Below are 12,796 nucleotides of genomic sequence, written 5' to 3' on the forward strand. Positions count from 1 at the left end.
TGATCAGGTTGATAGGTCTGAGGTGGAAGCGTGGTGACACGTGGAGCTGACAGATACTAATAGATCGAGGACTTAACCTATATTCTATTGTGAAGTTTGAACATTGTTATCTAGTTTTGAGAGAACATTCTCTCCATCAGGTTTGGTGGCGATAGCGAAGAGGTCACACCCGTTCCCATACCGAACACGGAAGTTAAGCTCTTCAGCGCCGATGGTAGTTGGGGGTTTCCCCCTGTGAGAGTAGGACGCCGCCAAGCTTTTTGTTTATATCCTTCCAATGGAAGAAGTTACTTTATCATTCCGCAGTAGCTCAGTGGTAGAGCTATCGGCTGTTAACCGATCGGTCGTAGGTTCGAGTCCTACCTGCGGAGCCATGCTTCCATAGCTCAGTAGGTAGAGCACTTCCATGGTAAGGAAGAGGTCAGCGGTTCGAGCCCGCTTGGAAGCTTTCCTCTATATGTTGATATGACAAGGTTTCTCGATGATGAGAAGGCTTTTTTTGTTTGTTTATATATATATTGAACTGCTCGATGATCAGTAGACTGATGACATTAGGAAAGAGAATAAAACGGCTTGCACAGAAGTGTTGCATCGATTTTTTACTTATCTCCTTCTTTTTGTTCTTGATTCTTCATTCTCTTTCTTTTATTCTTACTAAAGTGATATCCTCTATATTAAAAGACTCTGTACGTTCCTCTTTTCCCCCGAAAGTGAAGTATCGTTTGTTTTTCCTTCCTTTATCTCCAGGTATAGTTGATCTTCTTTTTCCATGTACGGTATGTATATAAAAAGGAGTAGATGGTTTGAAAGATTTATTTGTAAAGCAAGAATGGTTTGGACATGTACGTCAGGACGTGCTTGCGGGTATATTAGTCGCACTGGCTTTAATTCCTGAGGCAATTGCATTTTCGATTATTGCGGGCGTTGATCCGAAGGTCGGCTTGTATGCATCATTTTGTATCGCGATTGTGATTTCGTTTGTTGGTGGACGCCCAGGTATGATTTCGGCTGCAACAGGGGCTATGGCACTCGTCATGGTTAACTTGGTTGCTGATCATGGGTTGCAATATTTGTTTGCAGCTACGATTTTGACGGGTTTGATTCAAATTGTGTTTGGATTGTGCCGAGTGTCTCGTTTGATGAAATTTATTCCGAGGTCCGTCATGGTTGGCTTTGTTAATGCGTTGGCTATTATGATCTTCATGGCTCAGCTTCCACATTTCGTTGGGGAATCAATGGCTATGTATATGATGACAGGGGGCGCCTTGCTGATCATTTATTTATTGCCTATGGTGATAAAGGTGATACCTTCCCCACTCATTGCCATTATTGTAATGACGATATTGGCTGTATTTGGACATATTGATGTTAGAACAGTTGGAGATATGGGAGAGCTTCCTAGTTCTTTGCCTGTTTTTCTGATACCTCAAGTTCCGTTTAACTGGGAAACACTTGCTATCATTTTTCCTTATTCTTTAGCACTTGCGATGGTTGGTTTACTTGAGTCTCTTTTAACCGCACAGATTGTCGATGATATGACAGAGACGTCTAGTAATAAGAACAAGGAAGCGAGAGGTCAAGGGATTGCCAATGTGGTTGCAGGATTCTTTGGTGGTATGGCTGGCTGTGCGATGATTGGCCAATCTGTGATTAATACGAAGGCAGGAGGACGAGGCCGGCTTTCTACCTTTGTAGCGGGTGCTTTTTTAATGGTGCTGATTTTTGTACTAGGTGATGTCGTGGTTCAAATTCCGATGGCTGCTCTAGTGGCTGTGATGTTCATGGTTTCCATTGGCACATTTGATTGGAGTTCCTTTCAGCAGCTAAAAAAGAATCCGAAAACAGATTCTATTGTGATGGTTGTCACGGTCGTGACGGTGGTGTTGACTCATGATTTATCAAAAGGCGTTTTTGCAGGTGTACTGCTCAGTGCGGTATTCTTTGTCGCAAAGATATCGAAGCTTCATATTACGTCTAAAGAAAGCCAGGCAGGTACTTGGGAATATCGAGTTAAAGGACAAATTTTCTTTGCTTCTGTCACTGATTTGATCCAAGCTTTTCATCAGGGGAAAGAACTCCAATCTGTTGTGATTGATTTGTCTGAAGCACGTATATGGGATGAATCAGGCGTAGCAGCGATAGAACGTATAAAGGAAAGGTATCAAGCAAATGGCGTCCAGGTGGACGTAGTTGGAATGGATACATCAAGTCAAAAGCTTGTGAAACAAGTGAATGGTTCTTAAAAAGGCCTTTCTGTCTGTTACAATAGAAAAGGTAAGAAAGTGAAGGGATGGAGGTGGCCGGCATGCTTGCGCGTTTGAATCAAGTGCTCGGCCGGATGATGCCGCTCATTACACCTTTTAGTGTGTTACTCGGTGTTTTGTTGGCAGCCTATTTAAAGGATTTTACGTTTTTGGTGCCATGGGTATTTGCTGTGATGACCTTTGCAGGGAGTTTGTCTTCTACTTTTTCGGCTTTAAAGCATACGGTGATGCACCCATTGCCTTTGATTTTATCGTTTATGATTTTACACGTATTGATGCCTCTTTATGCTTGGTCAGCGGGACATCTCATATTTGCGGGTGATGCTATGACGATCACCGGTTTGACACTTGCAATGGTGATTCCCACAGGAGTTTCTAGTTTAATATGGGCGGCAATGTATAAGGGGAATGTTGGGTTAACGTTATCCATTATTTTAATTGATACATTGCTTTCGCCATTGATTGTGCCAGCCAGTTTGTCACTTTTAGCCGGTACACAGGTTCATATGGACATGGTGGCGATCATGAAAGGGCTGTTTGGGATGGTGGTGCTTCCATCTATTTTAGGGATGCTCGTTCGTCACTATGCAAAGCCTGCTGTCACAAAAATGATTAGTCAGACACTGTCACCTTTCTCAAAAATAGGCTTGTTTGTAGTGGTGTCAATTAACAGTTCTGTTGTCGCGCCATACTTGCGTGAACTGGATGCCGCATTTTTTAGCAAGGCAGCGACTGTGTTTCTCATTGCAATGAGCGGATATGCTTTTGCTTGGCTGATTGGAAAGACGATGAAATGTACTCAAGGAGAGATTGTGGCCATCGTGTATACGGGCGGTATGAGAAACATTAGTGCGGGGGCTGTGCTTGCCATTAGCTTTTTCCCGCCTGCTGTCGCTGTTCCTGTGGTGATTGGCATGCTGTTTCAGCAAGTGCTTGCTGCCTTGTTTGGCTTCTTGCTCAATCGTTTTGAGCTGAAAGCACCAGCTGTGACCAAATCTATCTCATGAAAAAAACCTCCATCCTTTGATAGATGGAGGTTTTTTCTGTGATTTAATAGATGAGATATTTTTTTCGCTTCTTTTCGAATGTTTTAAGGTCGTGATGATAGCGTTTCATAATGTGTTTGACGGAAGTCCCTTTATTGATCTCTTCTTTCATCCAGTCATTCCCGATTAGTTTGTCAAAGCTGCCTGTTTGAAGGAACTGAAAGTCATTAGGGTATAAATCATGTATTGCTTTGATAATGGATAACCCCGTTTTCACTGCTTCGAAGGATGAGCGGTCTGTGACGTATAACTGCACACCATGAGATAGTGTACCGGCATGTTTAGAAAATGTGGGGGTGAATGACACAGGTCTAAATTGAACGCCTTTTAGTTTTAGCTGATTTAAGTGATCTGCCAGCTCGCTGCTATTGATATATGGTGCACCAATGAGCTCGAATGGTTTTGTCGTTCCTCTGCCTTCAGAGACATTTGTGCCTTCAATTAATCCTGTGGCAGGATATACAAAGGTACTATCCACTGTTGGCATGTTAGGAGAAGGAAGGACGAACGGCAGCTTTGTATCATCGAATGTCATGGACCGCTTCCAATTTTTCATTTTGATGACTGTTACATCAGCATTGATATGAAACTCTTTGTTAAACAGTTTTGCAAGCTCACCAGTGGTCATTCCATGTCTTAATGGGATTGGATAGAGCCCTACAAAAGAGGCGTGTTCAGGCTCTAAAACAGGTCCTTCTACTTTTAGTCCGCCAATGGGATTTGGACGGTCTAGGACAACAAAGGGAATGTTGTGTTCTTTAGCGGCTTCCATCGCATAGGCCATCGTGTAAATATAGGTGTAATAACGAGCACCAACGTCCTGAATATCAAACAGCAGGACATCTACATTTTTCAGCATTTCAGGAGTTGGTTTTCTTGTTTTTCCATAAAGAGAGTAAACAGGAAGACCTGTTTTTTCATCGGTATAGGATTCGACGCCTTCTCCTGCTTGTGCATCGCCGCGTACGCCGTGTTCAGGTCCATATAAAGCAGTGAGCTTGATATTTGGATGTTCAAATAGGAGATCGACACTGCTTTTCATATTTGCATCAATGCCAGTCGGGTTGGTAATGAGACCAACTCTTTTCCCTTTTAGCCATGAAAGGTTGCTTGAGAGAAGTGTTTCGATCCCTGTTTTGACTGTTGCTTTTTTTCCTTTTGTATCTGTTCGTTCTTCTGCGGGAGAGGCGGCGGTCAATGTGCTCATCATGAGAAAGCTTGCGAGTATGAAGCTTGCTGTTTTCTTCAAGAGAATCCCTCCTATTTGATCTGTTTCCCCTTCAAGTTGAGGCCATAGCCGAATGGGTAAAGGGTTTGATTTGGATGAGTGACAGATGGGATATCAACTGGCAGTTTCCCTTTAGGTGATGCAGCTCCAAATATCACTTCTAGTCCAGCAGGAATATTTGGCTGATTGAATTGTCCGTTTGAGTAGCCTTTAAAACCGTACACAGCTAGTAAGGCATCGGCTTCTTCAAAATTTGCCGCATCATAAGGATTTCTAAGGCTCATGATGACCATTTTTTTGTTTTGTGCTGCTGCTTCTTTCATGACAGCACGAGGGAAGGCAGTAGCCCATTTTTTTGGATCCTGGACATTGTCATCAATTACGCCATCATTCACAGCTGGATCATTTTGGACAACGTAAGAGCCAGTGATGACATAGTCAGCTTCTTGAATCAGTTTGGCTGTATCTTTGGTGAACGTTTTATCCGCAAAAGCATATGACTGGATGCGTACAGGCTTGATCTTTTTTTGTTTCATGAGAGATTCGACTGTGACAGACATTGCTTTAGTCTGATCTTCGTAAGGTGCCATGACCACGATTTTGTCATTCTTTTTAGGCTTGAAAGGTAAGGTCTTTTTGTTATTTTTAAGCAGGGTGATTCCTTCACGTGCCATTTTTTGTTCTGCTTTAAGGTGCGACTTTTTCCCGACGACTTGAGTGGCTTTTTTGATTTTTTTCTCAAGACTGATTGGTTTTTTGGAGGAAATAATGCCGCGTTTGATTTTCAATTGAAGAATTTTTTCGACAGATTCGTTAATCTGCGACATCGGAATCTCTTTCTTTAAAATCGCTTGTTTGACAGCATTGAATACATTCTCTAGGTTTTTCTCTGTTTTTAATGAGGTGACTGGTGCTGGCATGAGAGCGATGTCGACGCCTGCTTTAATGGCCATCACTACGGCTTCTTCCTGTCCGAAATTATCTGCAATCGCTTTCATATTTAGAGCGTCTGTCACAACAACACCTTGAAAGCCCATCTCTTCTTTTAATAAGTTTGTGATAACTTTTTTTGATAAGGTTGCTGGAACCATGATGTCCTCGCCATCTTTTTTGCTTCGATACGTTGTGTCATCAATGGCAGGAAATTGCACATGAGCGGTCATGACCATATCTGCACCAGCATTGATCGCTTGTTGGAACGGATACAGCTCAACCTTTTTTAAACGATCTAGGTCATGCTCTACGAGCGGCAAGCCGTAGTGACTATCGACGGCTGTATCACCATGTCCCGGGAAATGTTTTAGTGTGGAAATGGTCTTTTCCTTTTGAAGTCCTTTCATGGTTTGAAGGCCAAGTCTAGAGACAAGAGCAGGATCAGAGCTAAAGGAACGGACACCAATGACGGGGTTGTTTGGGTTATTATTCACATCAAGCACAGGAGAGAAGTTTGTATTGATGCCTAAGGCGTTTAATTCTTTTCCGATGATTTTTCCTGTGTCATATGCATTTTTTTTGCTTCTAGAGGCACCAATCGACATATTTCCTGGGAAATGTGTTCCCTTTTGTAACCTTGTGACGATTCCGCCTTCTTGATCAATGGAAATGAGTAAAGGAATGTTTGGTGATGCTTTTTGAAATTCATGGGTGAGTTTCACGGTTTGTTTTGTATCAACCACATTCTCGGCAAATAAGATGACACCGCCTAGATGATATTTTTCTACAAGATGAGATACTTCGTTATTCATCTTTGTGAAGCCTGTAGGTGCGGATTCATCTTTTGTTTGCCAATTGCGAAAGTCCGGCATGAGCATTTGACCTATCTTTTCATCCAGTGACATGTCTTGAACCATTTGTTTAGCGGTTGGCAGAGAGGCAGAGCTAACCTTTTCCGTTGGAATGGAAGAGGTTAGCAGGGCTAAAACCAGTGCAGCGGGGAAGAGAGCTTTCAACATCGAATTCCTCCTTTTACTGAAAAGATTCGTAGATTGCGGTCATGATGCTTCCATAAGTACCAGTTGGGAACAGGTCGCCTTCAAATTGATTAGGATTTGTTTCTGGTGAAACAACGGGTGAATGTTTCTTATTCATCAGCAACACGACACCTAAATTGTGTTTAGGATCAATCAACGTCATTGTGCCGGTCCAGCCAGTATGCCCATAGGCTTCGTTACTTGCATATTTTCCAAACATCCATTCCATGTCAGTATGACCGTTTTTTCGCCAGCCTAGCCCGTAAGTTGGGTTCGTATCAGATGAGGCTGTAAAGAGATCGATAGAAGCCTGATCAAAAATGGTTGTTTTTCCATAGCCTCCTTTATTAAGCATCAGCTGAAGCAGCACGGCCATATCTGAGGTATTCGAGAAAAGTCCAGCGTGGCCGGAGATACCCGCCATTGAGTAATATGCTTTCTCGTCGTGTACTTCACCTAGCAGGGTGTACCGTCGGATGTTTTCAAAATCGATGACACCGTCTCGTGAATTGCCTAAACGTTCAGTTGCTGCAAAATGTTTCGGCTTGAACCCTTTTTGCAGCGGATTGAACATTGTATGTTTGAGACCTAGCGGCCGATAAATCGTTGACTCGACATATTGATCAAGAGGCATGCCTGTTTTTTTCTCGATGATCATGCCTAGCAGCATGTAATCAATGTCACTATAAATGTGCTGGGTACCTGGCTTGTATTGCAGCGGTACCTTTGGCAGCCATTTCATCGTTGTTTTTCTGTCTTGAGAGAAAAAAGAGCCAGCTGATTCTTTGCTATAAAATAAGACACTGGAAGGGAGACCCGCAGAATGGGTGAGAAGATCTTTTACCCGAAGCTGGTCTTTACTGGTTACCTTTGCATCAGGTTCATCCTGAAAATCTGGAAGGATGGTCTGTATTTTTTCGTTGACATCAAGTTTTTTCTCGTAGACAAGCTTTTGCAGGGCATAGTTGGTCGCATACATTTTTGTATTGGATGCCAAATCGAATAGTGTATCTTTTTTCATTTTTTTATACGATTTGAGTTCTGTTGTGCCATCATATTTTTGCCGGTAGCCATAGGCTTTTTGATGAACGATCTTTCCGTCCTTGATAATGATGAGAGCGGCTCCTGGAAATCCTGCTTTGATGTCATTTTGAATCATTTGATCAACCTTCCTCAGCTGCCTGGAAGAAACACCTACTTGTTCCGGTCGTTTTGCTTTTTTTAAGACGGGATATTCTTCATGAGCTGTTTTAGACAAAGACGATACAGGATGGGAGCTAGTTGCAAATGTTTGTACTGGTAACCCAAGGAGCATGAGCAGACATGTGATCAAAAGAAAACATTTCTTCAAGGTCTAGACCTCCTTATTGATTGTGATCCTCGAATTCAACAGCCATATCATCATGAAACCCAAATAAGTATGTGAAGAAAAATCCAGCAACATATGCGATGAATAGTCCAATTAAGTAAAGAAGCATTTGATGTGTGTGAACAATAAAGGTTAATGGAAGACCGGATACTCCGATGGCTTTCGTCGCAATTTGGAAGTAGGCTTGAAATGCGCCGCCGATTCCTGCACCAAGACAAGCGGTGAGAAATGGTCGTCCCAGCGGGAGTGTGACACCAAAAATGAGTGGTTCGCCAATGCCCAGCATCCCTGAAGGAAGTCCACCAGCAATGGCTCTTTTGAGCTTTTTCTTTTTTGTTTTCATATAAATGGCGAATGCAGCGCCTACCTGTCCTGCACCGCCCATAGCGAGAATTGGCAGAAGCGGGTCATCTCCAATTGAATTGATGAGTTCCATATGAATCGGTGTCAGCCCTTGGTGAAGTCCTGTTACAACAAGTGGGAGGAAGGTAGCACCAAGAACAAATCCTGCGAAAATTCCGCCCATATTCAATAGATAAGTCAGTCCTGAGGTGATGGCATCAGATATAAATCCGCCGACTGGCATGAAGACAACGTACGTGAAAATACCTGTAATGAGTAGTGTGATGGTTGGTGTGACGATGATATCAAGTGATTGCGGGACGAAGCGTCTAATTCGGGTTTCCACAAGTGCCATAAAGATGGCGGCTAGAAGAACACCGATGAGTCCGCCTCTGCCTGGTAGAATGTTTGTGCCAAATAACATAATGTCTGCGGAGGCTGGGTTAATAATAAGGATACCAGCTAATGCGCCTAATGCAGGAGAGCCTCCAAATTCCTTTGCGGCATTTGTCCCGACTAATATCCCGAGATAAGCGAAAAGGCCAGAACCGATAACCGTTAAAATAATCGCAGCTTGAGATTTTTCGTCAAGCCAGCCTGCTTGCACGATTGCTTTTGTTATCCCGGTAATCAGACCTGAGGCAACTAGTGCCGGAATGATTGGGATGAAAATGCTGGCAATCCGACGTAAGAACAGCTTGAACGGGGTGCGGTTCTTTTGTGAAATGGCTTGCTTGTTTTTTTGTGCTTCGTTGTTTAAATCATAAGAGCCAGAGGCATTTAGCAGCTCTTCAAACGCACTTGATACTTGGTTGACAACGCCAGTGCCTAAAATGATTTGAAGCGTTTCTGCTTCGACGACGCCAATGACGCCATCGAGTTCTTTGATTGCTGTGACGTGAACTTTTTCATTGTCCATCGGTGTAATTCGGAGCCTTGTCATACAATGTGTATGGGAAGAGATATTTTCAGAACCACCACAGAGTGAAAGAATGTCTTTCGCCAACTGCTGATATTTCTTTTGATGACTCATGTTGAATCCCCCTTTGATTTTCGTTTCATGGAGCGGATGGCATGCCTTGTTTTGTCAATATATTGGGCTGTCTCTTCATATTGACGAGAAGCTAAACTGAGGAACAAGACATCAATTAAGTAGAGCTGTGCCATTCTAGAGGAAGTGGCAGCACTGCGAAAAGGTGCTTCATTGGAACCGGACGTCGATAGGTGAACATCACATAAGGCAGAAACGCTTGTATGACCTGGATGTGTTAAAGCAATGGTTTTCACTTGATTGTCTTTTGCGAGCTGAAGGGCTTGAATGATGTCTAACGTTTCTCCTGAAAAGGAGATCCCAAACACAATGTCATTCTCTCCTGCATTTGCGATGACGGTGGAGGCAATGTGCATGTCAGTGAAGGCTGTTGCTGCATAGTTAATTCTGAGAAATTTCTGCTGGGCATCAGCTGCGACGATGCCAGATGCACCAACACCGATAAAATGAATTTGGTTTGCATGCAGCAGTAATTGAACAGCCTTTTCTAAAGCATCTGCATTTAAAATAGAAGCGGTGTCCTTAATCGATTGAATCGAGTTTCCTGCTGTTTTTTGAATAATGGATTGAAGCGGTTCATCTTGTTCGATATCTCTGTAGCCTTGTTTATCGTCATGCATCAAGTCTCCAGCGATCCGCATTTTTAAATCTTGATAGCCCTCCAGCCCGAGAGATTTACAAAGACGGATGACAGCAGAGCTGCTTGCGCCGGCTTCCTGACTGATTTCGTGTACTGTACTTTTAATGACTTTGTCTGGATGGGCAAGGATATAGTCTGCAATGATTTTTTCAGATTGGGGAAGCTTTGATTTGATTGTGTGTAGTAGGGTAAGTCCACCTGCTGACATGAGCTCTGCCTCCTTTAGGATTGATAACGTGAGATCGCTTTGTCAATATGGCCATTCGTTTTGTTAAGTAAATCTTTGGCTGTTTTCTTATCTGTGTTTGTTTGAAGCATGACGATGGCAGTTTTGACTTCTAAGTCTGCTGCTTCAAGAGTCTTCACGGCTTGTTCGTAGGAAGCATTTGTCACATGTTGAATGATGGTGATGGCGCGTTCTTTTAATTTATGATTGCTGACTTTTACATCAACCATCAGGTTTTCATATACTTTGCCTTGTCTGATCATGACTGAGGTGGAAAGCATATTTAAAATCATTTTATGAGCGGATGCTGCTTTCATTCTTGTTGACCCAGTGATGGCTTCTGGTCCTACAATAACCTCAATGGCGCAATCTGCAAGCTCGCTAATTTCTGCTTGTTCATTGCAGCTGAGTGCTACTGTTTTAGCTCCAATTGACTTTGCGTAGTTTAAAGCGCCGATGATATAAGGTGTCCTGCCGCTTGCGGCAATACCGACGACTGTATCTTTTGATGTCAGGTGGATGTGTACTAAATCCTGTTTGCCGGCATCTTCACTGTCTTCCACATCTTCGGCAGCTTGAGAAAAAGCTGAGTCTCCGCCTGCCATGATGCCAACAATGACATCAGGTGAGACGCTATAGGTTGGCGGACATTCGACAGCATCCATTACGCCAATTCTGCCGCTTGTTCCGGCGCCTAAATAAACGAGTCGGCCTCCATTTGAGATGGACTCATAAGCAAAGTCACTTGCTGTTTTGACATGTGGAAGTACAAGGTTGACTGCTTGAGCGACCTTCATATCTTCTTCATTGATCATCTGGAGTATTTCAAGCGGATCTGCTTGAGAAATTCCCATTGTGTTTGGGTTTCTTGATTCTGTTGTCAAAGAACGCAGTTGAGATGGCTGCATGTGACATACCTCCTTATTTCTTCATTTTCAGTATATTGAGTATGATATGAAATTTCAATATTATATTTGAATATTGAAATTATATTTCAGTCAAATTGTTGAACGAATAGGGAGTAAATAGTTAGAAAATAAAAAAAATAAAAATCCCCTTTACAAAAGGGGGACAACCTGTATATAATAACTTTTGTCAGCTTCACGGAAACAACAAACTTGACAAACTGGCCCGTTGGTCAAGCGGTTAAGACACCGCCCTTTCACGGCGGTAACACGGGTTCGAATCCCGTACGGGTCACCATGATGTGGAGGATTAGCTCAGCTGGGAGAGCATCTGCCTTACAAGCAGAGGGTCGGCGGTTCGAGCCCGTCATCCTCCACCATATGCCGGTGTAGCTCAACTGGTAGAGCAACTGACTTGTAATCAGTAGGTTGGGGGTTCAAGTCCTCTTGCCGGCACTGTTTTTTCTTTATCAATTCCATATGTGGAGGGGTAGCGAAGTGGCTAAACGCGGCGGACTGTAAATCCGCTCCCTCCGGGTTCGGCGGTTCGAATCCGTCCCCCTCCACCATTTTTGGGCTATAGCCAAGCGGTAAGGCAACGGACTTTGACTCCGTCATGCGTTGGTTCGAATCCAGCTAGCCCAGTTAAGACACCTTTTTGAAAAAGGTGTCTTTTTTTATGTTGGCAGAGGGACTGTATAACTATTCAAAATGTTGTCGAGTTGAGTCAGAAGGCATCAAGAAAGTAAAATATAAGCATGAACGGAAAGGGGATGTACATATGGGAGAGCAAAAGAAGGTCACGATTATTGGAGTTCCAATGGACTTGGGTCAAACGAGAAGGGGCGTCGATATGGGCCCGAGTGCGATTCGTTGTGCAGGCGTAAAAGAAAAATTGGAAACGCTCTCATTTGATGTAGAGGATCTTGGAGATATTCCAGTTGAACAAAGAGATGATGAGAAAGGTTTATATACAAGTGAAAAGCTAAAAAATTTGACGGAGAATGCTGGTGCAAATCAGCTGCTTGCTGAGAAGGTTGACAGTATTGTGCAATCTGGTTCGTTTCCGCTCATTTTAGGCGGTGATCACAGCATTGCGATTGGCACACTTGCTGGGGTAGCCAAGCATTATGAAAACTTAGGTGTCATTTGGTATGATGCACACGGGGATTTGAATACGGAGGAAACCTCTCCTTCTGGAAATATTCATGGCATGCCGCTTGCTGTCAGTCTCGGTTTTGGGCATGCTGATTTAACGAACATTGGCGGTTATTCGCCTAAATTGAAGCCTGAAAATGTCGTTATAATTGGTGCTCGATCTTTAGATGAAGGAGAGCGGGCATTGATTCGAGAGAAAGGCATTAAAGTGTATACGATGCATGAAATTGATCGTTTAGGGATGACAAGGGTGATGGAGGAAGCGATTGCGTATCTAAAGGAGAGAACCGATGGTGTCCATCTGTCGCTTGATTTAGATGGATTAGATCCAGCGGAATGCCCTGGTGTAGGTACTCCGGTAGCAGGCGGCATTAGTTACCGGGAGAGTCATCTCGCAATGGAGCTTTTAGAGGAGGCGGGTATTCTAACGTCTGCTGAATTTGTTGAAGTAAATCCGGTTTTAGATGAGAAAAACAAAACCGCTGAAGCGGCAGTTGCGTTAATTGGTTCATTAATGGGTGAAAAGCTATTGTAGAGCGGGACTTGTTCCCGTTCTTTTTTTTGTTTTGGGAAAATTTAAGGATATGTTAAGGTTTT

9 protein-coding genes, 7 tRNA genes and 1 rRNA gene are annotated in these 12,796 nt (G+C 43.2%); 11 read left to right on the top strand and 6 right to left on the bottom strand.

The window, feature by feature from the left end:
* Window positions 1-141: 141 nt before the first annotated feature.
* The 5 genes from rrf (at window position 142) to EV579_RS14280 (ending at window position 3,271) form a co-directional block, all read left to right on the top strand.
* A 5S ribosomal RNA gene (gene rrf, locus EV579_RS14260) occupies window positions 142-257 on the top strand.
* A 42-nt stretch (window positions 258-299) separates the two neighbouring features.
* A tRNA-Asn gene (locus EV579_RS14265) sits at window positions 300-374 on the top strand.
* Between the two features lies 1 nt (window position 375).
* Window positions 376-448: transfer RNA gene (locus EV579_RS14270), tRNA-Thr, on the top strand.
* 355 nt (window positions 449-803) lie between these two features.
* Window positions 804-2,243 (top strand): SulP family inorganic anion transporter, encoded by a 1,440-nt coding sequence (locus tag EV579_RS14275; RefSeq protein WP_073203506.1) that lies wholly within the window; start codon window positions 804-806, stop codon window positions 2,241-2,243.
* 62 nt (window positions 2,244-2,305) lie between these two features.
* Entirely contained in the window at window positions 2,306-3,271 is a 966-nt protein-coding gene (locus EV579_RS14280) for a bile acid:sodium symporter family protein (RefSeq protein WP_073203509.1), read from the top strand.
* A gap of 43 nt (window positions 3,272-3,314) precedes the next feature.
* On the opposite strand, the gene EV579_RS14285 is transcribed toward EV579_RS14280, so the two are convergent.
* The 6 genes from EV579_RS14285 to murQ are packed head-to-tail and all read right to left on the bottom strand — an operon-like array spanning window position 3,315 to window position 11,044.
* Window positions 3,315-4,520 (bottom strand): exo-beta-N-acetylmuramidase NamZ family protein, encoded by a 1,206-nt coding sequence (locus EV579_RS14285; RefSeq protein WP_372714410.1) that lies wholly within the window; start codon window positions 4,518-4,520, stop codon window positions 3,315-3,317.
* Between the two features lie 50 nt (window positions 4,521-4,570).
* Window positions 4,571-6,490 (bottom strand): glycoside hydrolase family 3 protein, encoded by a 1,920-nt coding sequence (locus EV579_RS14290; RefSeq protein WP_133744672.1) that lies wholly within the window; start codon window positions 6,488-6,490, stop codon window positions 4,571-4,573.
* 13 nt (window positions 6,491-6,503) lie between these two features.
* Window positions 6,504-7,859, bottom strand: coding sequence for a penicillin binding protein PBP4B (pbp4b, locus tag EV579_RS14295; RefSeq protein WP_133744673.1), 1,356 nt, complete (start codon window positions 7,857-7,859; stop codon window positions 6,504-6,506).
* Between the two features lie 13 nt (window positions 7,860-7,872).
* Entirely contained in the window at window positions 7,873-9,252 is a 1,380-nt protein-coding gene (locus tag EV579_RS14300) for a PTS transporter subunit EIIC (protein WP_024424453.1), read from the bottom strand.
* The gene (locus tag EV579_RS14305) at window positions 9,249-10,118 is read right to left on the bottom strand and encodes a MurR/RpiR family transcriptional regulator (RefSeq protein ID WP_024424452.1); all 870 of its coding nucleotides are present in this window, start codon (window positions 10,116-10,118) and stop codon (window positions 9,249-9,251) included. Before EV579_RS14305 ends, EV579_RS14300 begins: the two co-directional genes overlap by 4 nt.
* Before the next feature lie 14 nt (window positions 10,119-10,132).
* The gene (murQ, locus tag EV579_RS14310) at window positions 10,133-11,044 is read right to left on the bottom strand and encodes an N-acetylmuramic acid 6-phosphate etherase (protein WP_024424451.1); all 912 of its coding nucleotides are present in this window, start codon (window positions 11,042-11,044) and stop codon (window positions 10,133-10,135) included.
* A 220-nt stretch (window positions 11,045-11,264) separates the two neighbouring features.
* Here murQ and EV579_RS14315 point away from each other — a divergent pair.
* From EV579_RS14315 to rocF, 6 genes are all read left to right on the top strand, one after another.
* Window positions 11,265-11,339, top strand: a tRNA-Glu gene (locus tag EV579_RS14315).
* Window positions 11,340-11,345: 6 nt separating this feature from the next.
* Window positions 11,346-11,421: transfer RNA gene (locus EV579_RS14320), tRNA-Val, on the top strand.
* Between the two features lie 3 nt (window positions 11,422-11,424).
* Window positions 11,425-11,497: transfer RNA gene (locus tag EV579_RS14325), tRNA-Thr, on the top strand.
* A 28-nt stretch (window positions 11,498-11,525) separates the two neighbouring features.
* A tRNA-Tyr gene (locus EV579_RS14330) sits at window positions 11,526-11,610 on the top strand.
* Window positions 11,611-11,614: 4 nt separating this feature from the next.
* A tRNA-Gln gene (locus tag EV579_RS14335) sits at window positions 11,615-11,686 on the top strand.
* A 136-nt stretch (window positions 11,687-11,822) separates the two neighbouring features.
* Entirely contained in the window at window positions 11,823-12,734 is a 912-nt protein-coding gene (gene rocF, locus EV579_RS14340; protein ID WP_024424450.1) for an arginase, read from the top strand.
* Window positions 12,735-12,796 lie beyond the last annotated feature (62 nt).

This window comes from Bacillus sp. BK450 (genome assembly GCF_004364885.1).
GTDB classification, from domain to species: domain Bacteria; phylum Bacillota; class Bacilli; order Bacillales; family Bacillaceae; genus Bacillus; species Bacillus safensis.

Excerpts from the sequence above, each read along its gene's own strand:
- EV579_RS14280 (WP_073203509.1), top strand. The coding sequence starts at position 2,306 with ATGCTTGCGCGTTTGAATCAAGTGCTCGGCCGGATGATGCCGCTCATT.
- EV579_RS14285 (WP_372714410.1), bottom strand. The coding sequence starts at position 4,520 with ATGATGAGCACATTGACCGCCGCCTCTCCCGCAGAAGAACGAACAGAT.
- EV579_RS14290 (WP_133744672.1), bottom strand. The coding sequence starts at position 6,490 with ATGTTGAAAGCTCTCTTCCCCGCTGCACTGGTTTTAGCCCTGCTAACC.
- EV579_RS14300 (WP_024424453.1), bottom strand. The coding sequence starts at position 9,252 with ATGAGTCATCAAAAGAAATATCAGCAGTTGGCGAAAGACATTCTTTCA.
- EV579_RS14305 (WP_024424452.1), bottom strand. The coding sequence starts at position 10,118 with ATGTCAGCAGGTGGACTTACCCTACTACACACAATCAAATCAAAGCTT.
- murQ (WP_024424451.1), bottom strand. The coding sequence starts at position 11,044 with ATGCAGCCATCTCAACTGCGTTCTTTGACAACAGAATCAAGAAACCCA.
- rocF (WP_024424450.1), top strand. The coding sequence starts at position 11,823 with ATGGGAGAGCAAAAGAAGGTCACGATTATTGGAGTTCCAATGGACTTG.